At 34.3% G+C, this 25,020-nt stretch carries 24 protein-coding genes and 1 pseudogene; 2 read left to right on the top strand and 23 right to left on the bottom strand.

Features of this window, described 5'->3' with window-relative positions; translation table 11 throughout:
- Position 1: 1 nt before the first annotated feature.
- Together BMY18_RS13435 and BMY18_RS13440 are read right to left on the bottom strand one after the other, a co-directional pair.
- Positions 2-1,684: an ABC transporter ATP-binding protein gene (locus BMY18_RS13435; RefSeq protein WP_170841408.1), complete on the bottom strand. Its 1,683-nt coding sequence runs from the start codon at positions 1,682-1,684 to the stop codon at positions 2-4.
- The gene (locus BMY18_RS13440) at positions 1,677-3,401 is read right to left on the bottom strand and encodes an ABC transporter ATP-binding protein (RefSeq protein WP_092454880.1); all 1,725 of its coding nucleotides are present in this window, start codon (positions 3,399-3,401) and stop codon (positions 1,677-1,679) included. Before BMY18_RS13440 ends, BMY18_RS13435 begins: the two co-directional genes overlap by 8 nt.
- A gap of 140 nt (positions 3,402-3,541) precedes the next feature.
- On the opposite strand from BMY18_RS13440, the gene BMY18_RS13445 reads away from it, so the two are divergent.
- Entirely contained in the window at positions 3,542-4,372 is an 831-nt protein-coding gene (locus tag BMY18_RS13445; protein WP_092454882.1) for a helix-turn-helix domain-containing protein, read from the top strand.
- Positions 4,373-5,134: 762 nt separating this feature from the next.
- Here BMY18_RS13445 and BMY18_RS13450 read toward each other — a convergent pair.
- The 19 genes from BMY18_RS13450 to BMY18_RS13530 form a co-directional block, all read right to left on the bottom strand.
- A complete protein-coding gene (locus BMY18_RS13450; RefSeq protein ID WP_092454884.1) occupies positions 5,135-6,184 on the bottom strand; it encodes a linear amide C-N hydrolase in 1,050 nt (349 codons plus the stop codon).
- Positions 6,181-8,883 carry a translation factor GTPase family protein gene (locus BMY18_RS13455; protein ID WP_092454886.1) on the bottom strand — a complete coding sequence of 901 codons (2,703 nt, stop codon included), beginning with the start codon at positions 8,881-8,883 and terminating at the stop codon, positions 6,181-6,183. Before BMY18_RS13455 ends, BMY18_RS13450 begins: the two co-directional genes overlap by 4 nt.
- Before the next feature lie 260 nt (positions 8,884-9,143).
- Positions 9,144-9,284, bottom strand: coding sequence for a hypothetical protein (locus tag BMY18_RS21110; RefSeq protein ID WP_170841409.1), 141 nt, complete (start codon positions 9,282-9,284; stop codon positions 9,144-9,146).
- A gap of 424 nt (positions 9,285-9,708) precedes the next feature.
- Positions 9,709-10,623 (bottom strand): bifunctional helix-turn-helix transcriptional regulator/GNAT family N-acetyltransferase, encoded by a 915-nt coding sequence (locus tag BMY18_RS13460; protein ID WP_092454888.1) that lies wholly within the window; start codon positions 10,621-10,623, stop codon positions 9,709-9,711.
- A gap of 693 nt (positions 10,624-11,316) precedes the next feature.
- Complete coding sequence (locus BMY18_RS21540) at positions 11,317-11,448, bottom strand: hypothetical protein (protein ID WP_278281029.1); 132 nt, start codon at positions 11,446-11,448, stop codon at positions 11,317-11,319.
- Positions 11,449-11,518: 70 nt separating this feature from the next.
- Positions 11,519-11,908 carry a nitroreductase family protein gene (locus BMY18_RS13465; protein ID WP_092454890.1) on the bottom strand — a complete coding sequence of 130 codons (390 nt, stop codon included), beginning with the start codon at positions 11,906-11,908 and terminating at the stop codon, positions 11,519-11,521.
- Positions 11,909-11,974: 66 nt separating this feature from the next.
- Complete coding sequence (locus BMY18_RS13470; RefSeq protein ID WP_092454891.1) at positions 11,975-12,499, bottom strand: DUF5104 domain-containing protein; 525 nt, start codon at positions 12,497-12,499, stop codon at positions 11,975-11,977.
- 9 nt (positions 12,500-12,508) lie between these two features.
- Entirely contained in the window at positions 12,509-13,048 is a 540-nt protein-coding gene (locus BMY18_RS13475; RefSeq protein WP_092454893.1) for a DUF4474 domain-containing protein, read from the bottom strand.
- A 319-nt stretch (positions 13,049-13,367) separates the two neighbouring features.
- Positions 13,368-14,096, bottom strand: a complete 729-nt coding sequence (locus BMY18_RS13480) for a hypothetical protein (protein ID WP_092454895.1) — start codon at positions 14,094-14,096, stop codon at positions 13,368-13,370.
- A gap of 514 nt (positions 14,097-14,610) precedes the next feature.
- Positions 14,611-15,048: a hypothetical protein gene (locus BMY18_RS13485; RefSeq protein WP_092454897.1), complete on the bottom strand. Its 438-nt coding sequence runs from the start codon at positions 15,046-15,048 to the stop codon at positions 14,611-14,613.
- Between the two features lie 379 nt (positions 15,049-15,427).
- Positions 15,428-16,324: a TerC/Alx family metal homeostasis membrane protein gene (locus BMY18_RS13490; protein WP_330385990.1), complete on the bottom strand. Its 897-nt coding sequence runs from the start codon at positions 16,322-16,324 to the stop codon at positions 15,428-15,430.
- Positions 16,325-16,714: 390 nt separating this feature from the next.
- A complete protein-coding gene (locus tag BMY18_RS13495) occupies positions 16,715-17,035 on the bottom strand; it encodes a hypothetical protein (RefSeq protein WP_092454901.1) in 321 nt (106 codons plus the stop codon).
- 225 nt (positions 17,036-17,260) lie between these two features.
- Positions 17,261-18,079, bottom strand: a complete 819-nt coding sequence (gene rnfB / locus BMY18_RS13500) for an RnfABCDGE type electron transport complex subunit B (RefSeq protein WP_092454903.1) — start codon at positions 18,077-18,079, stop codon at positions 17,261-17,263.
- 14 nt (positions 18,080-18,093) lie between these two features.
- Positions 18,094-18,675 carry an electron transport complex protein RnfA gene (locus BMY18_RS13505; protein ID WP_092454905.1) on the bottom strand — a complete coding sequence of 194 codons (582 nt, stop codon included), beginning with the start codon at positions 18,673-18,675 and terminating at the stop codon, positions 18,094-18,096.
- Positions 18,672-19,298 carry an electron transport complex subunit RsxE gene (rsxE, locus tag BMY18_RS13510; protein WP_092454907.1) on the bottom strand — a complete coding sequence of 209 codons (627 nt, stop codon included), beginning with the start codon at positions 19,296-19,298 and terminating at the stop codon, positions 18,672-18,674. Before rsxE ends, BMY18_RS13505 begins: the two co-directional genes overlap by 4 nt.
- A gap of 3 nt (positions 19,299-19,301) precedes the next feature.
- The gene (locus BMY18_RS13515; protein ID WP_092454909.1) at positions 19,302-19,868 is read right to left on the bottom strand and encodes an RnfABCDGE type electron transport complex subunit G; all 567 of its coding nucleotides are present in this window, start codon (positions 19,866-19,868) and stop codon (positions 19,302-19,304) included.
- Positions 19,849-20,895 carry an RnfABCDGE type electron transport complex subunit D gene (locus BMY18_RS13520; protein WP_242941039.1) on the bottom strand — a complete coding sequence of 349 codons (1,047 nt, stop codon included), beginning with the start codon at positions 20,893-20,895 and terminating at the stop codon, positions 19,849-19,851. The genes BMY18_RS13515 and BMY18_RS13520 overlap by 20 nt, the downstream gene beginning before the upstream one ends.
- A gap of 1 nt (position 20,896) precedes the next feature.
- Complete coding sequence (gene rsxC / locus BMY18_RS13525; RefSeq protein WP_170841410.1) at positions 20,897-22,231, bottom strand: electron transport complex subunit RsxC; 1,335 nt, start codon at positions 22,229-22,231, stop codon at positions 20,897-20,899.
- Positions 22,232-22,243: 12 nt separating this feature from the next.
- Complete coding sequence (locus BMY18_RS13530; protein ID WP_092454911.1) at positions 22,244-22,660, bottom strand: SoxR reducing system RseC family protein; 417 nt, start codon at positions 22,658-22,660, stop codon at positions 22,244-22,246.
- A gap of 266 nt (positions 22,661-22,926) precedes the next feature.
- Between BMY18_RS13530 and BMY18_RS21805 the strand changes: the two are divergent.
- Positions 22,927-23,010: pseudogene (locus tag BMY18_RS21805) on the top strand (hypothetical protein); the annotation flags it as partial.
- Between the two features lie 17 nt (positions 23,011-23,027).
- On the opposite strand, the gene BMY18_RS13540 reads toward BMY18_RS21805, so the two are convergent.
- Positions 23,028-23,912, bottom strand: a complete 885-nt coding sequence (locus BMY18_RS13540; RefSeq protein ID WP_330385991.1) for a nitroreductase family protein — start codon at positions 23,910-23,912, stop codon at positions 23,028-23,030.
- A gap of 21 nt (positions 23,913-23,933) precedes the next feature.
- On the bottom strand, positions 23,934-25,013 hold the full coding sequence (locus BMY18_RS13545; RefSeq protein WP_092454913.1) for a S8 family peptidase: 1,080 nt from the start codon (positions 25,011-25,013) through the stop codon (positions 23,934-23,936).
- Positions 25,014-25,020: the final 7 nt, after the last annotated feature.

Here is a 25,020-nt window from a genome sequence, read left to right on the forward strand (position 1 = left end):
TCTATATCACTATTTTACAATCTGCCGTCTCAATTGTTGATGGTCGATGAGCTATCATTAGTATGAGTTTATCCTTTTTTATCTTAGATATAGATTCCTGTATTAACTTTTCTGATTCATTGTCCAGAGCTGATGTTGCCTCATCCATTAATAGAATGGGTGCATCTTTTAGTATAGCCCTAGCAATGGCAAGTCTCTGCTTCTGTCCTCCAGAGATAGTATTTCCTCGTTCACCAAGTACAGTATCATATCCATTTTCCAATTTCATAATAAATTCATGTGCATTGGCAATTTGAGCAGCCTGAATTATTTCATCATCTGTAGCATCCAATCGTCCCTGTCTGATATTCTCTTTTACTGTATCTCGAAACATATATGGTTCCTGAGGTATATATGCTATCCTGCTTCTTGCATATACTAATCCCATTTTTACAATATCTTTTCCACATATTGATACATTTCCGGATTTCAGTGGATAAAAGCCCATAAGTAACTTAATAAGTGTACTTTTTCCCCTTCCGGATTCACCTGTCAATGCATAGCTGTATCCACGTTCAAAGCCAATACTATAATGGTTGAATACATCTTCTGATTTTTCATCATACCCAAAAGAAATATCATTTAATTGTATATATGGTTCAGTATCGCAGCCCATATTCTCTGTCACATCGAATTGCTCCATGCAACCTTTGTTTGGCTCCATTCCACCTCTGTTTTGCTCATCAGGCAAATCAAGAAATGAAAGTACTCTTTCTCCATTTACCAGCCAGCTTGCTAGACTTGGAATGTACTCTCCCATCATCAGAAAATTATATTGAAAGGTTCCATACAAAGTATAGAGTGCAATTAAACTTCCCATGTTTCCATTCGTATTTTGCATATAGATGATTCCCAATGAAAGAAAAACCAAGGCTCCAATTAAATCAAACACTGCTCTAATGCCAGCTACGATTGATTCCAGATTTCCCTGCCTAATCATATTACTTCCACAATGATTATTTGCTTTATCATACTTTTCTTCAATAGTACTCCTTAATGGAAACATTCTTATCGTCTCCATTCCCTGAAGCATATTAGTAATGGATTTACTTATTTCTTTATTATCATCTGAAATCTTTCTGCTATATTTCTTAAAAAAAGGAATCATAGCAAAATTAATGGTCAACGATAATGCAGATAATATGAATAATCCAAGCATAACTGGTGGACACAGTATAAACATTGGAACTCCGCACACACAGACTAGAATAATAGGCATCATAACCCTTCTAAGTCTTGAGCCAAATATCCCTGAAGCCATATTGGTATCATAAGTTATTTTTGCCATGAAATCCCCAGTGTGATTTTTTTCATAGAAATTCATTGGTAGCATTAAAGCTTTTCCAAGTACAATATTCTTCATATTAGCACTTGTTCTTTTGGCTTCGTTGTTATAACAGATTCCAAGGATATTTCCAATAATAAGTTTTAAAACAACTACTATGATTATGTATTCAAGAACAGACGTATCCCATATATTATCTCCTTTAATTGCAGTATCCGTGATCAGACCAATGATATTAGAAATCATAATTGCAGCTACACCATCAATGATTCCCATCGATATAATCGCACCAAAATACAGGAACGCCCTTTTTCCCTGAAATATCTTAATTAATTTCGTTAATACCTTAAAATTATTCACAAACTGCCTCCTCTGAAATATGATACAATTTACTATAAGCACCATTTATTCGAATTAATTCTTCATGTTTTCCCGACTCAACAATTCTGCCATTCTTAAAGACATGGATACAATCTGCAGAGATAATTGTATTCAAACGATGAGCAATCGTAATAATTGTATGATCGGCTGAAATCTTTCTTAAGACCTCTTTAATCTTCTCCTCATTTTCTATATCAATAGAAGCTGTCGGCTCATCAAACAGAATCAATTCAGCATCTTTTAACAGCGCCCTTGCAATGGCTATTCTTTGTTTCTGTCCACCTGATAATCGATCACCACGCTCTCCAACATTAGTCTCATATTTCTCTGGCATCTTCATTATCTCGTCATGAATACCTGCTTTTATACAACATTCCATTATTTTATCTATAGAAATACGATCATCTCCACAGGCAACATTCCAAGCAATTGTCTCAGGGAATAAAAATGTAACCTGAGTCACAATAGCAATTTTGCGTCGAAGACAATCAAGATTCCATTCATTTATATTTCTTCCAAATAATCTTAGCTTTCCAGAATCAAGAGCATAGTAACCACATATCAATTTAATAATTGTGCTTTTTCCTCCACCTGACTCTCCTACGAATGCAATGTTCTTTCCCTTTTGAACACACAGATTAATACCATTTAAAACTTTTGTATTTTCATTATAGGAAAAGGTTACATTTTCAAATGACATAATTTCATCAGTTTCTTTTTGATTATCCATCACATTTTCCTGTTCAATTGGATAATCCATCAATTCTTCCAAACGTTTCTTAGATACAAGACATATCTTGCCTTCAATTATATAATTAGGCAGCATAGCCAATGGATGCACAACTCTATCCAACAGCAACATAAAATATGACATTTCACCGATTGATAAATGCCCTCCTGCAACCCTTACTATTGCAACTAATCCTAGAATAATCTGTGGAGCATAGTCTAAGACCTGTCCTGTCATAAATGCTAAAGCAGAGATTTCATTTCTTCTATATGCAAACCGTAACAGTTTTTTATTCGTTTTCTGAATCTTCCCCTTGAAATAATTCTCTAAATTATAGCTCTTGACCACTCCAATTCCGTTGATGGAATCGTAAGCCAATTCACTCAATTCATCATTATAATCTACGAACTTCTTTGTAAGATCAGACACCCTCTTACCAGTGAATCTTGAAACAAGAATCATTAGCGGCACCATAACCATTAATATTAATGTCAGTACAATGTCTAGTCTGAATAATGAAATCATTATTGTCCCTATGGTTATCACAGACGAAGCAACAATTGGCAGTATTTCTGAATAGTATTCTGATAACATCCGAACATCATCTAGGAAATTATTTAATACTTTCCCAGATGCATGTGTATCAAAGTATTGAAACTGTAATCGAAAAAGTTGTTGTCCTGCAGCTCTTCTAAAGCCTGTCTGCATGTTTGAAGAAAATATCTTTGCACTTATATTCTGTAAATATGTAAATGTGAAACCAGCAACAATCAATATCGCAACATAAATCCAAAACTTCTCATTTACAATCTCAGATAAATTTCCATTAAACATGGCATCAATCGCATCTGAGATTTTACCATTTCCCAACAGTAATACTATCGCAGTAACATAAGTGCCTATGATTTCTAACATAAACCATTGTCCATTTTTTAGAAATAGTTTCTTAAATATATTATTTCTCATATATAATTCCCCTCTATTTTATTCTTGTTATTAACTTATACGAATGATATAATCATAATATAAATTTATATGTTTTTCATTTAATAAGCTATTAAATATCCAATTTTTCTACAATATTCTATCATTATAAGGAGTTTAATATGTCGCAGCCAATTTCAAAAGGACGATGTTTCTTAGTTGAATACGTAAAAAAATCAGCCGATAGCTTCATGCCAACGTCTGATATTTATAATAATTATTATGGAATTAGTTTTATCGTAAGTGGTGACCGCCAAATTGCAACTCCTGACAAGAACTACTTTGTTCATAAAGGATATGTATCTCCTATGCCTAATGGTGTATATCACCGGACTACACCATTATCTAATGAGCCTTATGAAAGATACGGAATACGATTCAATCAAAAGATTGCACATGAATGTATTGCACATTTTGGTAAAAACACTTTCCAAAATATTATGTCCCATAGCAGTTACAATATCTCTATGGAAAGTCAGAAGAAAGTATTCGGCTTATATGAGGAGATGCAATTAGAATACAATAATAACGACAAATACTCTGAAATACTTCTTTATAATCTATTAGAACAGATATTAGTTATTATTTTGCGTGATGGTAATGTAGAAGAACATTCTGAAATTAAGCTTCTATCTGCTGATACATTGATTATTGAATCCTTGAAATATATAGACTTCAACTATGCTTCCAATCCTACAGTAGATGAATTATCTTCTAGAGCAGGATTGTCAGCATCCAGGTTTATGAGTCGTTTCCATGCATGTGTAGGTTCTTCCTATATCTCTTATCTGAACACCTATAAGATAGGAATTGCTCTCTCGCTGTTATCAAATACTAGTATGTCTATTCAGGCTATTTCAGACAGCCTGGGATTCTGTAACGCCAATTATTTCAGCAGCACTTTTAAAAAGCTGACAGGAACCTCTCCACTGAAATGTAGAAAGAACACATGATTTTTTTTACACTTAAAGCATCTGCAACTTTGGGTGATTCTTATAAAAAACTTAAGCAATCAAATTATTGTACTTTATTATTCTGATAATTCTCCCTGTAGCTCAAATTATTCTTATTTTCTATATCAAAAAAGGACTTCTACACGAAGGCCTTTTTTTTAACTATATAAATTTAATCAATACTGCCAATCTGCTCTTGACCTTAATGTTATGCTTATCAACCAATTTCTGAATCCACGCCTGATCCTCATTTCGATATGGGTCACTAAAAAAACGCTTAACAAACTTAAAATAGACCCTATAAGCCGGACAGTTAAAAAAGAGCCTTAATCTCAAATTTAACATTCCACTATCTTATTAGGGTCTATCTTTTCTCGTTTATCATTTTCTCATTTCTTTTTTCTTCTTATTTCTTTTTTCTTATTTCATATCTTACACCATTTTTTACACCATTTAAGTGTTCTTACATAAAGCCAGACAACACCTGATAAAAAGAAAGAAGTCCCACAAGCCCCTAAAGTAGGAGCCTATGAGACCTGATAACGTAAGACAACAGCAACTACGCTCTAACAAGACGAGAGTGCTAATTTTTTTATTTTATTTTCTGGTAAGCTTCATGTTTACTTGGTTTTTAGATTCGAAAATTTTTATAAAATGCCTTTTTAGGGATTTTTACACCATTACTATAACAATATCAGTGTTCTTCTCCACCACTATTATCTAACCAGATATTTTCATTTTCAAATCATTTAAAACTGGAATTTAGTTTTTCATTTGACCATTTATATAATATGTAAATGAATTATTATAATCTGCTCTAAAGCATACAGTCGCAGAACCATCTGTAAGATTATATACAACCGACCAGCATTCATCACCGGGAATTACATGTTCTGCAAGAAGCTTTAGGGCTTCCTCTTCTGTAAGAATTCCGCCACACTGGCTTAAGGCATTCTTATAAGCATTATATCTATCTGTTCCAAATCCATTCATCGTGGCTAGTGGGAAATTCGTCATAATCATATAGTTCTTATCTGGTTTAATAACTTGCATTTTACCGTCTATCCACTCTATAACTGCTATATTACCTTTGGCATCTCCAATCATGTAATGGCTCAAAGGATAGTTTGCTACAACATCATAATTTTCTAAAAATGCAATTGCCTCTTCCACATTAGAAGCATTATTGAGAACTGCAGTTGTTATTACCCCATCATAAAGATTCTGCTTATCAGTATCATTACAACGAGAATCTGATGCTGTGGCCACGGCAATCGCAAGGCCATTTTCATTAATGCCATTACATGCCATATATAAAGTAGCGTTTAAAAGTAACTTTTCATTTATATTGAGACCATCCGTTGCATCGACTATTTCTCCAGCATTACCAATTACCATGCTTTTCTTTCCAAGATTCATATTCATAACAACTGGTGTCTTTTTTTCATCTGATATTGACTTGTCAATATCACTACATAAAAGTATATCTCCATCTGGTGTTTTAGCATAGAATGCAGAGCATCCATGTTTATTAACAAGCTTTCCATAAAAGTTAAGTGAAAGTTTGTTATATAGAAATGTCTCCAGTTCTTTGTTGGTGTTTATCTCAGTCTTCATTAAGTCATCAAAATACATATCACCATGTAATTCTATTGTAAATGCCTGTTCATCACTAATCTGTTTAACCGATAAGGCTGTAAGGATTTCGTTATGATACATGATTAACACAGCAATCATAATCACTAACACAATTGCACTAAAAGCAACGAGTATCCTTTTTATGATTTTCAATACTTTGTTTTGATGCTTCATTTGTTATTCCCCCTATTTCCTTCTTTCATTTCTTTTGGCACTGCGTCAGCGATAAGATTTCTATGCTGTTCCTGACCCGCTCTAAAATCATGAATGATTTTTTGATTAATATCAATGATTTCTGTTTCAAGTTCCCTTGCAGAAATAATCCTGCAACCTATTCCCCTTATGATCATCTGTTCCAGTCCATCTGAAGTAGCAACTGTAATACTGTATTTTTCTTCATTTTCATATGCAAACCTTTCAATATACTGATCTGCGGTCTCATCCTGCTTTGTGTAAACAATGCTGATATTATTATATTGAACTACTTCTGTTTCATGCCCTTTTATTTTGTATGCATCAAACACAACAATCAGTGTACAGTTCCTGACGCCCTGATAGTTCGACATAATATCAAGGAGTCTTCCACGTGCAGCATCGATTCCTACTTTTGCAAGTTCCTTAAGCTCGTCCCATGCAAAAATAATATTGTATCCATCTACAAGCAGATATTTTTCTTTTGAAACAGCAAGTCTTTTATATACACTACTTCCCACATGTTCATCTGAATAATCCTGAATTTTTCGTCTTACAACAGTGCGTCTTCTGACTCCTGTCTTTTCACTACTGTTCGCATAAAATGTCTGTTTCATAATTGCATCAATTTCCTCGTCATCTATCCACTCATCCATGACTGATCTGTGTGTCCTTACATCCTCTTTTTCTTCTTGTTCCTCTTTTACATTTTCCTTTAGAACAAATGGCAGATGCATGTAATCCTTTACAGTTTCCCAGCTCACTGTAAATCCTGAACCATTTGCACAAAAAACAGATCCCGAAGGATTTTCTGTATCTCTGTCTGGATCATACTCTGAGGCACTGATCACTTCCAGCGCATTATGGCAGACGCCATATCCTTTATAAGAGCAGAAAAGCCTCCCAAATCCTTTTGTATATGCTACGACTTCAGTATGATATCCACGCATATTTACCACAGGTACACTTCCACTCAGCATCGTCATTCCATCCTTGGTACCAGCCAGTTCAAATGTACCTTTCATTTTTTCAATATCATTCATCGCCCTGCCGATCGTATTTTCGGGCACTTCTAATAAAAATTCATAATATGGTTCAAGGAGCACTGATTCCGCCTGCATAAGCCCGTGTCTTACAGCACGGTAGACTGCCTGCCTGAAATCCCCACCCTCCGTATGTTTCTGGTGTGCCCTCCCCGAAACCAGCGTGATCTTCATATCTGTGACTGGAGCTCCTGTCAAGACTCCTGCATGATCCTTTTCACGAAGATGGGAAAGAATAAGCCTCTGCCAGTTCCTGTCAAGAATATCTTCACTGCAGTCACTTTCAAAAACAAGTCCGCTCTCTGATTCGCCCGGCTTCATGTTAAGATGTACCTCTGCATAATGCCTTAAAGGCTCAAAATGCCCAACTCCCTCAACCTCGTTTGCAATCGTTTCCCTGTAAAGAATATTTCCTTTTCCAAATCCCACTTCCAGTCCAAAACGTTCCAAAATCAGACTCTTTAAAATTTCGATCTGAATTTCACCCATTATCTGCGTCTGGATTTCTTGAAGCTTCTCATCCCACACAATATGGAGTTCCGGTTCTTCCTCCTCAAGCAGTCTTAATTTGGGCAGCATCACTGCCGGGTCACATCCTGACGGAAGTTCAATCTTATAAGTCAGCATAGGCCGGATAAATGGCTGATCAAAGTCCTCCTCGATTCCAAATCCCTGCCCTGGAAATGTCTGGCTCAATCCGGTAACTGCACAGATATATCCTTTCCCAACTTCATTTACTGCAGTAAATTTTTCGCCTGAATAAATGCGTATCTGATTAACCTTTTCTTCCCATACATTCTCTACATCTGCATTTTGGAAATTTTTCAGGTTAGAAAGCTGTGATTTGACTTTAAGGCTTCCTCCTGTAATTTTCATATAGGTAAGGCGGTTTCCCTGTTCATCCCTTACTATTTTAAATACTCTTGCGCCAAACTCTTCCAGCATGAGTTTCTGGCATGAGTATTTTTCAATGCCTGCAAGCAGCTCATCAACACCATCAAGGCGTAGTGCCGCTCCAAAATAACATGGAAATATTTTTCTTGCAGAAATCATCCTCGTGATATCATCATCTTCAATTTTTCCATTTTCAAGGAACCTGCCAAGCAGATTTTCATCACATAGTGCTATATTTTCATAAAACGACTCAGACGTGCTTCCATTTTTATCTGCCATAAAATTAATGCAGCTATTATTCAGCCTCTTCTGAAGATCATGCATAAGCATTTCCTTATCGGTTCCATTCTGATCCATTTTGTTTACAAATACAAATACAGGGATATCATATTTTTCAAGCAGATGCCACAGCGTTCTGGTATGCCCCTGCACACCATCAGCTCCGCTGACTACAAGCACAGCATAATCAAGCACCTGCAGTGTTCTTTCCATTTCAGCTGAAAAATCAACGTGTCCAGGCGTATCCAGAAGTGTTATACTGACCTCCCCATATTCAAGTTCAGCCTGCTTTGAAAAAATAGTAATCCCTCTTGCGCGTTCAAGCTCGAAAGTATCAAGAAAAGCATCCTTATTATCTACTCTTCCCATTTTTTTAATGCTGCCCGACCTAAATAGCATTCCTTCCGATAAAGTTGTCTTTCCAGCATCGACATGTGCCAGTATTCCAATATTTAAATGTTTCATATATCCATCCCTTGATTACATTTTTCATAAATCATAACCATTTGCGAAGCGTATTTTCATAATATACTTCATTCCACCATCCAGTGACAACTACATTAGAACGTGCGTACGCGCTGCAAAATAATAACAAAATCAATGAAATAATTGATATTTTATTCTGTTTCATTGGATGTAATTATATTCACTTATTCTTTATAATTTAATGTTATTGTACTATTGGGGGTATAATTTAACAACTTTTTTATAATTTATACGCAAAATTATTTTTCATATGAAGTAGTTAATGTAAACTCTTCATTTTCAAATCCTGTCAAATCCCCAAATTTTTGGCTCTTCCCACCCCTTTTTTCTACACCATTTTTACACCAATTATTACACCAAATTCGCAAATTTTGACGCAATCAGACGCCACCTGATAAAACCAACAAGTGCCGTAGAACCCAGTATTTATGGGATCTACGGCACTTGATAACGTAAGACAAAAATCACAATCTTCTTCCAAGACGTGATAATGTTGTAGTTTTAGAACTTAATACCTTCTTGCTCTCCAATACATTAATTTTTCTTCATATTATAGGGCTTGCCATACTATGAAATAACCCAGCCTTCTATAATTTAAGAATGCTGAGTTATAGAATTTAATTAATTAACTAGTTAACTTGTAGGCATAAAACATCTGCAAACTTATCTGGCATTCAACAGGTAATTTATACTCCTTTATCTTTATTAGTCCCCTTAACGGGATTTTTTCTACTGATTCAAATAAGAAAGAGTAATATTATTCAATCATTATAAAAATCCTGACCATCCTTTGTTTTATGATTATTATAAATCCAAATCCCAGCGTTCTTCTATAACATCTTTTCCCCATGCCGGATTTTCATGTGTATGGGTTATCTTAAATCCTTTACTTTTATAAATGTACCTTGCTGTTTTTAGTCTACTTATAGTTTCGAGAAAAATGTGTGTATATCCTTTCTCTCTGCAGAATTCCAGTGCATTTTCAATAAGTTTTTTTCCTATCCCCTTGCCCCTTGCTTCCGGTTCAAGGAGAAAAAATCTTAATTGTGCAGTTTTAGTATCAGATTTAGCAATTGCGATGCTTCCGAGTCTTTGTCCGTCCACTTCTGCAATCAGTATACATTCCTTACTCGCATCAAAATGTTCTATAAATTGATGTATTACCGTATTTACATTGTTGACAAAGACTGAAGATAAATCATATTCGGATGGATATAGAATCTGATGCCGCAAAATCAAATACTCTATATCATCTTTAACAAAATTACGGATAGTAATTGGATATAAACTTTCTGATACTCTTTTTTTTATAACGCTCATTGCTTCTAAGACTTTAGATAACTCTTCCTGCCCTAAATGTTTAAATAGCTGTGAAATTTGTTCATCTGATTTTTTATTAAGTTCTACAATAATGCCTAAACCCTTTTCGGTAAGAGCAATATAATATACCCGATTATCCTGCTTGGATTGTAACTTAGTAATCAGTTCACCCTTCTCCAAATGTTTAATTATTCTGCTCATATAGCTACGATCAATCTCCAGCTGATTGCCTAAAACAATAGCAGTACACTGATTTGTTTTGCATATTTCATGTAAAACTCTGACCTCAGTTAATGAATACTCACTGTCTAATATGTGTTGATCTAGTAAGCCTAATACGTTTGTATAAAAACGATTAAAGCTTCTAATTTGAGAAATTGTATTTGATTCATCGTTCATGATTGGTTCCTCCTTAGTGGAGAAATAGTTGACGCTGTCCACAAATATATTGTAGCAAATGTAGTGGACTATGTCAACTATCTTTTTCATACTAAATATAAATTATATTTTTATTTATAAACGAAAACTTTATTACACCATATCCATAAGAAACATAAAGCCAGACAACACCTGATAAAAAGAAGGAAGTCACACAAGCCCCTAAAGTAGGCGCCTATGAAGTATTTCCTTGTGTAAAAAGTGTTATTGATTATATCAGATTTGCCCAAGTAATAAGCAAAATATAGGATAATGGAGATATATAAAACATTGATTTGTTAAAGGCAATGTAAATAATTGTAATTATCTCCATCATCTAAAAGACCGTTCAATTTTCTTCGTAATTTATGTATAGAACAAATAAAAAGAATATGTCCTCAAAGAATCAAAAAAGGAACATGTAGTAAAATCTTTCTATAAATCTTTACCTAATAATTTTTTTATTTTATAGACATGAACAAATACAAAATAGAGATTTCTTTTTTAGTTAAATCGGAACTAATATTACAAAGCCCTATACCTAATAGTTTGCTGCATCGGGATGAACAGTAAGATATTCTTCCAACAACATAAATTGAGCCACAAACACGCTTCTTTCTGTCATTTCTGGGCTGTTTAGCCATCCTACTATTTCGCCTTCTGAGGGTTCTCTTTTTAAGAGCGCTCTATAACATTTCCCAGTAATCTCCCATTACTTTGTGATGTATTTTTATAGTTTAAAATACCTTCCACTGCTTTTTTTGTTCCCCAAAGATTTAGAAGCATAGTTGTAAGTTCATAAATCATCTTTTTTACCTCCCGATAGTTTTTTACATCTTATAGACAGTATATGAATACCTGCTTTAGACAATTTATATTATTTAAGTAGGTCACGTTGTCCTTCATCATTTTTGCCCTGAGTTATACCTTCAAAAGAGTTAAAGAAAACTGTATCATTAATATCATAACGCTTGCCATGTAATTGATGTGGAGCTGAATCACTTCTTAGATAACCTATTGGAAGAAGTGCTACTGGAACAAGATATTCTGGTAATTCCAAGTTTTTTTTGATAATATCAGCATTAAAATGTCCTACCCAAGTGCTACCTAATCCTAAGTTCGTAACTTGAAGTATCATATGAGTTGTGACAATGCTAGCATCAACAACTCCCATGTCTACTTTATCATAAGGCCTTTTCCAGCTAACTGTGGAATCATAGCACACCAGCAATACTGGAGGTGCATTAAAATGAAAATTATTGCCTATATATTAAAAAGGAAGGAAGTCAATATTATGAAAGGGTTGGAATCTTTGATTCCAACCCCTGCTTGATTACTCATTCTTTAAACCGATCTGTGACAATAATGCTCCAGCTTTCTGATTCACCTCATCATAGTCATAAAGACTAATGTGATAAATCCCCTCACTTTCAGGTTCCCCTTCCAAATGCAGATAGGATTGAAATACAATCATATAATTGCCACTTTCATTCGTCTTAATATCACGTATCGTCCCTTCTACAATTTTTTCAGTCTTTTGGCCATCTCTGATTTTGCCGCTCTGCACATTTCCACAGGTATCATCATACGATATGACCGTTCCATTTATAGAAGAATAAAATCCCGTAACTTCATTCTCTATATTACCAGATTCCCTGACTTGCTTCGTTAAAAGATTTATTAAGCTCTGCACATCCTGTTCCTTTATAGATGACATGATCGTGCTCTTTTCCATCTGTGCTTTTTCATCTGCGTTCTGATTATTTGATTCACTACCATTCGTGGTCAATCTACATGCTGTTGTCATACATGTTATCATCACAACTAATATTGCTGTGAAACATTCTTTCCATTTCATATAAGCTCCTTATTTCCATGATATCCACAGTGTATGTCCATTCTCATCAAATATCATATTATCATTTCCATTGTACGATCTCTTTAGTTCATTAAATATACTCTCATGACCTGAAAAATCAATACTACCAATAGAAACCATTACATCAGGATTAGGATTCTTAAAATTAGCATTAAATCCAGTTACCCACCACTGTTTTACCTTTGGTGACCAGTTAAATATATTCTGAATATTATTCTTTGAATAGTAATTATAAAGACTCAATTTCATTGGCAATTCAAAGTTTATTGCATCATAATGCATTTCTTCTTCATAATTCTGTGGTGCAGTATATAAACCAATTTCAGCGCCACTGTGTAAATTCCAATAGTCACCTTTCCACAGCCATAACACATAATTATTTCCAGTTGTATTAAAGTGAATATAATTCATATTTGACCCAATTCTAAATATATCATCATAAAGATCGTTGTACCCAAAACTTCTTTGCCAGGTATCTGGTTGAGAATGATATGCAATATATATTACAATCATCCTTAACAAAATCAAGTAAATATGCTCCTAATCTAACTTTGATTTTAAAATACTGAAAATTTCTATCCAAACTATTTCCTTTTATAAAACATTCCAATCCAATATCTATTTCACTTATAGTCGTTAATACTTTACTCTTTCTGGCAGGCATTTTAAATATAAGGCTTCGCCGAGTTGGGAAATTACTATAAAATGAAAAAAATCCCAAAAGTGCCTATACGTGGCACTTATGAGACCCTCTAGCAAATGTTGACGAAAATCAACCACACTTGTTGAAGAATCTTCCTGCTTTGGAGAACTAATCTCCAAATCCTTCACTAGTTTTATTTACACCCTAATCCTTAAAACCTTTATAAACGCCATAACCCAGATAGGTATAATAGATATTTTTATTGTCCAAATTATCATCATCTAGTAATTGTTTTTCATTTTGATATTCTATTGGCAAATATTCTTTGCTAAATGCTACATCGTTATTTGAAACAATCTGAATATATATATATGTAATAGTTTTTATATCTTCATTAAATATTGCGTACTCAAATATACGGTTCCCTCCGTAAGCTGCTATATATGCGGGATAATTAAATTTCGTATCTGAATATTCAACATAGTTAACCTTTGTTCCATTTTTCGTATTAATTTCACATTTTATACTTTTAAGCCTATCAATTTCTGCTCGGTATTCTTGGTCAGAATAGGTACATTTTAAAAATTGCTGATAACTCAAACCTAAACCTCGTACTCTACATGAATACAGAAATTCAATATTTTTGGCATTTACTGATAATTCTTTTGGAAAAATAAATAGTCCACTACGCAATTGTGCTTTTTCATCTCTTACATGACCTTCATATACACCGTAGTTACTGATATCAGTGGTTGAATACTCCTCACTTTTAAAGGATAATAACCCTATTATAATCTGGCCAACATTAATCATCACAATAATGCTAATAAACACTGCTCCCAGCACAATGAACATCGTTTTTCGACTGCTTTTTTTTGTCTGGAAGGAGGATGTTTTAACCCTTTTATCACTATCTTCTTTTCTTTTATTCATTGCAATACGCCTCCATTTGATTCTGAATCTAAGCATTCACCTAAAGTAGGTTACGCTTGCCCCATGTTCAAAACAAACATCAACAAAGTTCTTGTGTACATTAAAACCACATTTTTACTATCGCCCTTTTGTAAACAAGACTGGACAGATAGTGGTGCAAATGAGAGAACCTATAGTCAGTTTATAGGAGTATTTGCTCCGGAATATTTATTCCGTTGTCTATATTATCAAAAATTGTTTCTAAATCCTTCAAACTAAACCTGTTGGTTAAATTCTTATAGTGCTGTAGACCTAGCCATAGTGCCCACGGAAGTCATAATCCAAGAACGACTGTCTTATTTTATTATCTACAGAAAACTATAACTATTTTATCTCATCTACCTCATGTAGTATTACTGAGATATTCATATTATTCGGTCCAATAATATAATTGTTCCCACTTAATATAATTTGGTAATTTTCGAATCCATAACGAAAAATAAATAATTACTCTTCATGTAAAAATACTTTTATTTTATTTAGTAAATCCACTTGAAAATACTGTGGTATACCAGCTATCTCTTTTTGGACACTCGCCTATTTGGCATTCTTCTATACTCATTTCTTTTTTCATCTCTTTAGATAATATTTTCGCACATTCTATGCATATCCTACCATATTTAATACTCGCTCCGCAATTTTCGCAATTTATAAAAATAGGAGAATTATCTGGTATCATTAATCTTCCATTTTTTAGATAAGACTGAATCCTCATTACTTTTACCCCTGTGGCCGACGCAGTATTTTTGAGTGTTGCGAATGGATTTTCATAGATATAGTCTTTTACCAGATTAAATTCTTCTTCATCTAACTCTTTACACTTTTGACAAATATTAAAGCTATTTCCCAAATTTCGAAATATTTTTCCGCATTGAATACAATTACTAATACCATCTACGCCTTCTACATTCATAAAAAACCCCTCAATATCCTTTTATATTTTTACAAATTGTAATATAGATAATATAATGGTGTTTCCATTTAATGTCAATCTAAACTTATAGTTTGTTAGAAATAATTTTTTCTTACTATCTACTTATATAAATCTTTACCGTCAACCATATGTGCCTCAATATAGGTTGAATGTAATATAGTTCTTTTGCATTTATATATCACAGTTTTCTAAAGATAATATTTGCACCTATAATAACGATACTAATGCTTAATTAATTAATCCCTGATTTTAAAAAAGGTCTCACAAGCCCCTAACGTAGGAGCCTATGAGACCTGATAACGTAAGACAACAGCAACTTCACTAACTTCTTTAAGATTTATACAAACCCTGTAATTCTTTATTCTGCGTCGATGTTGCTTTCATTGTTGACAACTCCATTTCCCAACGGAATATCTCTTGTGAATGCCATGGATGCAAACACACTTCCTGCAAGTGTCACAAAGATAATAAGAAGTGAAAGTTCAACCGGAATCTCAATGCCAAACATTAATATTGTAAGTTTTACACCTGTAAATGTAAGGATAAGTGCTACGCCATATTTTACATATTTAAATTTTTCCTGCATTGCGCTCAGAACAAAATACAGATTTCTAAGACCTAAAATTGCAAACATATTCGATGTGTACACAATAAATGGATTGGTCGTAATTGAAAATATAGCTGGAATAGAATCAATTGCAAACAGGATATCAGTAAATTCAATTATGAAAATAACCGCAAATAATGGTGTTGCATAAAGGACTTTATCTATTCTGACAAAGAATTTATCACCATGAACTTCTTTGGTTACAGGAATGATTTTGCTTAAAAGCTTTATCATTTTACTGTCTTTCATGTCTGCCTCTTCTTCATTCTTAATAGCCATCTTGATCCCGCTGATAATAAGGATTACACCGAAAACATAAAGTACCCAATGGAATGCATTAACGACTGTAACGCCAAGTAATACAAATATTAATCTTAATACAATTGCTCCAAATATACCATAATTTAATATCCTTCTTTGATGTTCAAGTTTAATCCCAAAGCTTGAAAATACCATGATAAACAAAAACAAGTTGTCGATACTTAAGCTCTGTTCTATAACATAGCCACCTAAAAACTGAAGTGCTAGCTCTTTTCCCATGAAAAAGTAAATCCCCGCATTAAAGCATAAAGCCAATGCGATAAAAAATGCAACCCAATATAATGCTTTTTTTGTTGACAAAAATAAATCCTCCTTAATAATTATAATTAGTTATAGTTATAAACGGGACCTAATAAAAAAGACTTTTAATATAACTAAGAATATTCTTAGTTATATTAAAAGTCTTGCTATCCATTACTGGAGTATAAAGCCAGGCAATCATCGGCCGGTTGTTGACTTTATAGCTTATAAGCTACTCCCTTTTAACTATAAATATCATATCATATTGTATAAATCACTGTCAATCAAATGTATATATGTGTTTTTGTCATAATAATATTATTGTCTGATGAATTAGTGGTCAATAATATTCAGAAAATATATTATTAATCAGGCCACTGTTGAGCAAAACACATATCCATATGCATAAATCTTGTTAAAACCCCAACGTAAATGTTGGGGTTTTTCTTTTGGTTAATGGATTGATTTTATGACTTACTAAACATTAGGTGAAAGTGTATAATAAACGATTGTTTGTTTATGGCCACAAGGGCAGGTACAGCCTAAAAAAACGGTATCTTCTTCATTGAAACAAGTTTTTGTACAAGGTACAATTATATAATTAATAAACCATAAGAAATCATTCAATTGACATTCTAACTGACTTGAAGAACAATAAGTGAAAACTTTAGCAAACCAAAATTTACATGATGTTGAATGAGCATTCCAAGATATATGATATTTTTCAGCTAATAATTTCAAAGCTTCTTCTTCTGTTGTTCCTTCAAATTTTCTCTTTATTTCTTCTTTATTAAACATAAAATTCACTCTCCTTTTAATAATATATAATATGCGAAAAAATGTTTTTTGACTCCATAATATGATGTTTTTTGACAATATATTAATATTGGAACCAAAGAAGAGATTCCTCTTTTTAAAATAGTATTTTAAAGTAATTTTATCTTTTAAAATACGCCAAACCAAAAATGATTAAAGCAGTGTGCTTAACCAAAAATGATTTGACGTATCTTATTTAAATATTTATCACTTCACATATTCAATTGTTTTCGTTGGACATTTGTCAATACAAACTGGATCACTACATACTTCCATACATATATGCTTGTCCATTACGGATAAATTATCCACTATTTTCACTGCACCATGAGGACATGTTTTTACACAAATCCCACATCCAATACAAGCAATATGACAGTCTTTTCTTGCTTTCGCACCACGCTCAATTGAATTGCAGACTACATTTACTTTTGTGTTTACTGGAATCAATTCAATTACATTTTTAGGACAAACATTTTCACATTTTCCACAACCGGTACATCTTAACTTATTAATCTTTGGTAATCCATTTTCACCCATTTCAATTGCATTAAACGGACAATTTCTTACACAGGTGCCAAGGCCAACACAGCCGTATTTACAGCTTTTTGAACCTTCATGTAATAAATTCATAGCAATACAGTCTTGAATGCCCGAATATTGATACTTTTTTGGTGCTATATTGATTGGATTATTACATTTTATGTAAGCTATTTTTGGTTCAACTTCTTTCGCCACTTTACCTGTAAGTTCAGAGACTTTTTTAGCTACTGCCTCTTTACCTGGTATGCATAAATTGGGGGCTACATCTGGATCAGAAACTACTGCCTCTGCATAAGCCTGACAACCTGCAAATCCACAGGCCCCACATTGTCCTTTGGGAAGGACGTCCTCTACTACATGAATAAGCGGATTTAGTTCAACCGCCAACTTTTTATTGGCAATCGCAAGGACTAAACCGAAGAACAACCCTACTAATCCCATTACTGCAATAATAGAAATAACTGTTATAATACTTGCTGACATATTTTACCTCATTCTTAAATATTTATCATACCTGAAAATCCGAAAAATGAAAGAGCCAATAGTCCAGCCAATATAAATGCTATACCAGACCCTTCCAGTGCCTTGGGAACATTTGCAAATCTGACTCTTTCTCTTAAACTTGCCATTAAAATAATCGCCAATGTAAAGCCAACTCCTGATCCAATCGCATGAACAACGCTCATTCCAAATGAAAAATGAGATTCAACATTTAAAAGTGGAACACCGAGCACAACACAGTTCGTTGCAATGAGAAGCAGATAAATTCCCCAAAGCTTATATAGCGCAGGTGCTAATTTACGAATAAACATTTCAAGTAACTGTACAAAACTTGCAATAACAAGTACAAAAACGATTGTTGTTAAAAATGTCATATGTAATGGTACCAACACAAAGTTATAAACTGCCCAAGAAATCATAGAGCTTAGCGTAATTACTGAGGTAACTGCCATTCCCATTCCGATTGACGCATCTAATTTCTTAGATACCCCGAAGAAAATACACAATCCTAGAAATCGTGTCAAAACAAAGTTATTTGTGATAACCGTTCCTATAAAAAGCAACAAATATTCGTTCATTGAGCTTCTCCTTTTAGTTTCAATTTATTCTCTCTCTTCTCATTGATTATCTTTGAAACCGCTACTAGATATCCAATTAAAATGAAAGCACCTGGTGGCAAAATCACGATAAGCGCTGGGTGATACCAACTTCCCATTACTTGAAATCCAAAAAATGTACCATTTCCAACGATCTCACGGAAAGTAGCGATTAAAATCATTGCCAATGTAAATCCGATTCCCATCCCAAATCCATCTGCAAAAGAAGGAAGCACTTTGTTTTTTGATGCGAATACCTCTGCTCTTGCCAATATAATTGCAAATACTACAATGAGCTGAAGATAAATTCCAAGATTCGAATATAACTTCGGTGCATAAGCTTGTAATAATAGCTCAACAACAGTAACAATTGTTGCAATTGACGTTATATAAATTGGCACCCGAACTTTCGGATTGACCCATTTTCTTGTAAAAGATACAACTGTATTATTACAGGCAAGTACAAATGTCACTGAAAGCCCCATTGTTAAGGCATTTTGCACTGTAGTTGTAACTGCTAAAGCAGGACATAGACTTAATGCCAATACTAGGATTGGATTTTCAGAAATGATTCCTTTTTTAAAAATATTCCACAATTCACGCATTGTTTATTGTCCTCCTTCAAGGTAGGTTTTTAATTCTTCCACAGCATTTTTTACACCTACTGTTACTGCTTTTGAAGAAATAGTTGCACCACTCATCGCTTGGATATCCGCTGTGTCGGAAGCATCCTTTGTTACTACCAAGTGTTCTACTGTCTTACCAATAAATTGACTTACAAATGCACTTTTACCTGCATTTTCACCAAGTCCCGGCGTTTCTTTACTAGTTATAATCTTATATGTAATAACTTTTAGGTCTTTATCTACAGCAACTAAAAGCGCCATGGTTCCGCCATATCCTTTTGTGTCAGTTGGTATGATATACCCCATTAACTCACTGTCTTTATAGACTTCATACCAGTCCGCTTTGCTTTGCATTTCTTTAATACCTGTTGAACCGTCTACCATTGTCTTCATTGTCTCATCACGCAACGAAATTGCAGCTTTTACAGCTGTATCAGCAGTTATGTAATATGTTGCAGCAATGATACATCCTGATATGAGACATGCAACTGTTAAGTTTAAGGCTATTTTAAAAATACTATCATTTTTATCATTTTGATGTTCTGACATATTGTCTAACCCTCCTGCCAAATAATCTAGGACGAACCAGTTGATCTATAAGTGGAGTTACTGCATTCATTAATAATATTGAGTAACACACACCTTCTGGATATCCACCAACCAAACGAATAAGAACTGTAAGTGCACCAGCTCCTACTGCAAATATCACACGCCCTTTTCTAGTGATTGGCGTAGTAACCATATCTGTTGCCATAAAGAAGGCACCTATAATTAATCCTCCTGCCATCATGTGAAAAATAGGGTCACCTGTAAACAAACCATTTGGTCCATATACAAATGTCAAAATTCCAACAGTACCTATCATGCAAACTGGAACAATCCAGTCAATATATCTTTTATAAATAAGAAAAGCTCCGCCAATTACCAAAAGAATTGTACATGTTTCTCCAATACTTCCGTTTCTTGTCCCAAAAAACAAAGCTTCATATAATTTACTTTTACCGCCATATGTAGTAAGTAACTGGTCATATCCATTATTTTTAAGTATATTTAGAGGTGTTGCAGAGGTTACTGCATCTACTGAGGTTGTAATTGTCGACCACTTCGTCATAAGTGTAGGCCACGAAACAAGTAATGCAGCTCTACCAATATGTGCCGGATTAAATAAATTATTTCCCAACCCACCCATTGAATGCTTTACGATAACAATCGCAATAAATGAACCAACCACTGGTACAAAATAAGGAACAGTTGGAGGTAAACACATTGCCAAAAGTAAACCAGTAAGTGCTGCGCTTCCATCGCTTACTGTTATTTTGCCTCTTATTTTTTGAATCATTGCTTCAAATATTACAGCAGAGATTATACCAAGTAGAATAATTATCGCCGCTTGAATTCCAAAATGCACCATTCCAAATATAGCCGCTGGAGTAAGTGCCGCAAATACTGTCCACATTATCTTTGGTACAGAATTATCTGCATGAATATGAGGAGAAATATTTACATTAAGCATGGAATCTTCAATTAATTCAGCCTCACGAATGAGTTCTCCTTCATTAATTTTGTCTACGTTCATGTTATTTTCCTCCTTTCGCTCTAGTAGCCTGATTATTAAGTAATTTTTTTGTAAATTTTATGTATTGAACAATTTTTCTCTTAGACGGACATACATAGCTGCAACATCCACACTCCATACAATTTAATATTCCTTGGTCCTTCAACGCTTCGTCAATCATCTCTTTTTCGCCTAAAATGCTTAATATACCTGGATTCAGTCCCATCGGACATACTTCCACACATTTTCCACAATGAAGACAAGCAGTTTCAAATCTATCATTTACGTCATGCACATTTAAGGCAAGGATACCACTTGTTCCTTTGATTACAGGCACGTCCATTGTGTATTGGCTCATTCCCATCATTGGACCACCCATAATGATTCTTGCAGGATGTTCCTTGAATCCACCTGCCAATTCAATTGCATCTGCAAATGTAGTTCCAATTCTTAGGAATACATTTTTAGGCTCATTTAAAGATCTTCCTGTGAGTGTAACCACTCTTTCAATCAAAGGTATTCCTTTTGTAACCGCATCGCAAATAGCTACTATTGTAGAAACATTTTGTACAATAACTGCGATATCTATCGGTAATTTACCATTTTCAATTTCCCTACCAGTTAGTGTCTGGACAATCATCTTTTCGGCACCCTGAGGGTATCTAGTTTTGATTGATTCCACTCTAATATCAGTTCCGGCAAATGCCTCTTTTAATTTCAGAATGGCATCGGGTTTGTTGTCCTCGATACCAATGATTACTTTTTCTACATTTAATAACTTTTTAATAATTTCAATTCCAGTTACTATTTTTTCTGTAAATTCAAGAATAACACGGTGATCTACTGTAAGATATGGCTCACATTCTGCTGCATTTATAATTAGGGTATCTACATTTTTTTCTGCTGGAGGATTGAGCTTAATATGAGAAGGGAATGCTGCACCACCCATACCCACAATTCCTGCATTTCTAATAATTTCAATTGTTTCTGAATTGCTTAATTTTGTCCAATCTCTATCAACAAGAAGTCCTTCTTCCCATTCATCTAACCCATCATTTTCAATTACAATTGCCAAGCATTCGCCAAACAAAGGATGTGGATTCTTAGCAACTTCAATAACTTTACCTGAAATGGAAGCATGTATGTAACTTGAGACAATTGCATCCGTCTTAGCAATGAGTTGTCCTTTTTTCACCAGATCACCTTTTTTCACAATCGGTATCGCGGGTGCACCGATATGTTGTCTTACTGGAATTGTCACCTGTTTTGGAAGTTCTAATGTTGCGATTGGTTTTTTTGAAGTTGGCCCTTTCCTTGTCCAAGGATGTATGCCCCATTTAATTCTATTTGAACTCAAAGTGAGTCCCTCCTATTCGTTTATAATTTTAGTGATAATTGGTAATGATGATTTACTTTGTACTTTTTCATCATATTTTTTGATAAATATAAATGTTGGAACAAGTGTCATCCCACTTAATATGATTGCAACCAATAAACCAGATAAATGCATAAAGTTTGCAAAACAGATACCCATTTCTGAACTAGCTGCTATTACTAGTAACGGAAGAACAAATACGATAAATGCAATTTTTAAGACACCTTGTTTCTCGATTTCTAGAATAACACTTTTTCCACATTTCGCATCAACTTGATTAATCGCTTCATAATAGACTGCGTCACTGCCTTCACAAAGTCCACAACTACTACAGTCGCTATGCATTTTGACTCTTACTTTTGCCATTCCTTGATCTACGGAAACTACCAAACATTCCATTGATTCTTTCATTTTAACTCCGTTCCTAACTCTTACTTTTGTAAGGCATTACAGCTTGTACATTTTTGCTTGTTAAAATTTAGACATTAAAAAACCATCTCTGCTTGTTGACTTCCGGTCAACAAACCTAGATGGTTATATATACACATTAATATTAATGAGGCTAAACCCTCTGATATGATGTCCGAAAAACAAGACAGATTTTACATGCATTTTTGATATTACTATTTATAGATATATTTGTCAAGAAAAAGATGCTTTGAACTTATAGTCTTTCTGAAAAAGGATTAACTCTTATGCCTGTTTTAGATGCATTATGTCATTGGGGTCATGAACATATTCCGGCGGAATTAGATCAATAGTAGTGGAGATTATTATACTATAAATAAGTAACCTCTAATGGATTTCTGTCAACTAACTTCTTGTAGTTGTACTTAGGATATCCAACCATAACAGCAGCTGTTATAATTTTTCCTTCTGGAATATTAAATAATTTAGGCAGTGGAGAGCCCTTAATGCCTGCACAATACTCAAAAAATCCAGCCCAACAAGTTCCAATTCCTATTGATGGAGCAAATAGTTCTAGGTATGTCAAACAAGAAATAGAGTTACCTCTTCCACCAGAAAAGTCTTTATCTGCAGTAGTTATAATTAAGTTTGGAGCACCTCTTAGTATTGAATCAACTCCATCTTCCCTGTAACTTCTGATTAACCCTTTTAATGAATCCTTTAGTGGAGATTTCTCAATCATTCGAATCGTAAGTTCAGTTGCTTTTTCAACTAATTGCTTGTCCTCAACTACAAGAAACGATATACCTTGACTATTGCTTCCAGTAGGTGCAAATCTTGCAATATCTACTAATTTAGTTAATTCTTCCCTTGATACAGACTTTTCTTGATAACTTCTTATAGAACGACGTGACCTTATAAAATGCTCAACCTGCTCACCATTTAATTTAGAAAAGTCTTTTGCATCAACTTGTTTATCTTTTGGTGTTTTACTATTATCTATAGCATTAACTGGGCATACTGCAACACAATGTCCACAGGAAATACAAGTGCTGTCTGCTACTTCTTCTGGCCCCTTTTGTCCCATCTTTAAAACAAATGATGGACATTCCTTAATGCACTGTTCGCATTTAATACATTTTTCTTCATTTACAGTTATTAGACCCATTTTGTTCATCTCCTCTAAAATCACTCTACTGATTTTCCTATCACTTTTATTTTTTAATAATTCTTCTATTCTTTCTTTATAAAACATCTTCAAATTATCTTCTTCTGACTATTCGTGGGTATCAAAACCCTTTTTTAGAGTATGTCGTCTTTTAATAACAAAAGCAGTGCTCCCTAATACTAGTACCATTGCAAACGACACGCAAGTAAATAAAATGATTTTTTTCTGCATTTTTGCGGCTTCTTTTCGGTTCGCTTCATCCATTGGTTTTGCATAACCTAAGGCGCCATCAATTTGTAACACACCGTAGCCACTTTCGCTATCATAACCTTCGCTACCCATATCCTTTGATGAATTGCATAAGGAGAGACGTACCTGTTCTGGTGTAAGACTTGAAAAATCGGAAAGTAGCTGTGCCGCTGCTGCCGCAACAAATGCAGCTGAGTATGAGGTGCCATAAGCTTTTATGGTTTTACCTCGAATAGTTGCAACCTTTAGATCCGTACCCGGAGCGCTTAAATCGACAGAGGAGTTTCGTTGTGAAAAAGTTGCGATTCCACCATCTTCTCGAAGAGCAGCTACACCTATCACAGTTTCATAAGCTGCTGGGTAGTAAATATAGTCAGGAAAATCCTCATTTTCATTTCCAACTGAGGATATTACCACCGCACCTTTTTTTTCGGCGTGTTCGATGGCGGATTGCAAGTCCTTGGAATTATCATTTGTTCCGGCACCGATGAGAATTATTTGACAGTCAAATTTATCTACGGACTCACGAATTGCCTTTGCAAGCATCTCTACGCCTCCGTCAACTATGTTTTCATTCTCATCCTTTGTATAGTAAACCAATGGGACAAGGGTAGCATTTGGTGCAATTCCGGTAAGGTCCTTTGACTCCATACCAACGATAATGCCAGCCATCGCTGTTCCATGTCCGATTTTATCCTCGGTATCCGTATTGCCCGTGATATAGTTTTTTCCTTTGGAAATTCTTTCCTTTGCAATGGCATTTACCGAAATTCCCGTATCAATGACAGCAATACGAACCCCTTTTCCACCTGACTCATTTCTGGCAGTACTGGTATTACTGGTATTCCCAATTGCGGAATTTGGCCAACTCTCAGCTGCATAGACCGGTTGACACAAAATAGTACACATCATAATTACACAAAATATTCGTCGTTTCATCGATTTC

The sequence above is a fragment of the [Clostridium] fimetarium genome, assembly GCF_900111235.1.
Classification (GTDB): domain Bacteria; phylum Bacillota; class Clostridia; order Lachnospirales; family Lachnospiraceae; genus Clostridium_N; species Clostridium_N fimetarium.

Excerpts from the sequence above, each read along its gene's own strand:
- BMY18_RS13440 (WP_092454880.1), bottom strand. The coding sequence starts at position 3,401 with ATGAGAAATAATATATTTAAGAAACTATTTCTAAAAAATGGACAATGG.
- BMY18_RS13445 (WP_092454882.1), top strand. The coding sequence starts at position 3,542 with ATGTCGCAGCCAATTTCAAAAGGACGATGTTTCTTAGTTGAATACGTA.
- BMY18_RS13450 (WP_092454884.1), bottom strand. The coding sequence starts at position 6,184 with ATGAAGCATCAAAACAAAGTATTGAAAATCATAAAAAGGATACTCGTT.
- BMY18_RS13455 (WP_092454886.1), bottom strand. The coding sequence starts at position 8,883 with ATGAAACATTTAAATATTGGAATACTGGCACATGTCGATGCTGGAAAG.
- BMY18_RS13460 (WP_092454888.1), bottom strand. The coding sequence starts at position 10,623 with ATGAACGATGAATCAAATACAATTTCTCAAATTAGAAGCTTTAATCGT.
- BMY18_RS21540 (WP_278281029.1), bottom strand. The coding sequence starts at position 11,448 with ATGATTTATGAACTTACAACTATGCTTCTAAATCTTTGGGGAACAAAA.
- BMY18_RS13470 (WP_092454891.1), bottom strand. The coding sequence starts at position 12,499 with ATGAAATGGAAAGAATGTTTCACAGCAATATTAGTTGTGATGATAACA.
- BMY18_RS13480 (WP_092454895.1), bottom strand. The coding sequence starts at position 14,096 with ATGAATAAAAGAAAAGAAGATAGTGATAAAAGGGTTAAAACATCCTCC.
- BMY18_RS13485 (WP_092454897.1), bottom strand. The coding sequence starts at position 15,048 with ATGAATGTAGAAGGCGTAGATGGTATTAGTAATTGTATTCAATGCGGA.
- BMY18_RS13495 (WP_092454901.1), bottom strand. The coding sequence starts at position 17,035 with ATGTTTAATAAAGAAGAAATAAAGAGAAAATTTGAAGGAACAACAGAA.
- rnfB (WP_092454903.1), bottom strand. The coding sequence starts at position 18,079 with ATGTCAGCAAGTATTATAACAGTTATTTCTATTATTGCAGTAATGGGA.
- BMY18_RS13505 (WP_092454905.1), bottom strand. The coding sequence starts at position 18,675 with ATGAACGAATATTTGTTGCTTTTTATAGGAACGGTTATCACAAATAAC.
- rsxE (WP_092454907.1), bottom strand. The coding sequence starts at position 19,298 with ATGCGTGAATTGTGGAATATTTTTAAAAAAGGAATCATTTCTGAAAAT.
- BMY18_RS13515 (WP_092454909.1), bottom strand. The coding sequence starts at position 19,868 with ATGTCAGAACATCAAAATGATAAAAATGATAGTATTTTTAAAATAGCC.
- BMY18_RS13520 (WP_242941039.1), bottom strand. The coding sequence starts at position 20,895 with ATGAACGTAGACAAAATTAATGAAGGAGAACTCATTCGTGAGGCTGAA.
- BMY18_RS13530 (WP_092454911.1), bottom strand. The coding sequence starts at position 22,660 with ATGAAAGAATCAATGGAATGTTTGGTAGTTTCCGTAGATCAAGGAATG.
- BMY18_RS13540 (WP_330385991.1), bottom strand. The coding sequence starts at position 23,912 with ATGTTTTATAAAGAAAGAATAGAAGAATTATTAAAAAATAAAAGTGAT.
- BMY18_RS13545 (WP_092454913.1), bottom strand. The coding sequence starts at position 25,013 with ATGAAACGACGAATATTTTGTGTAATTATGATGTGTACTATTTTGTGT.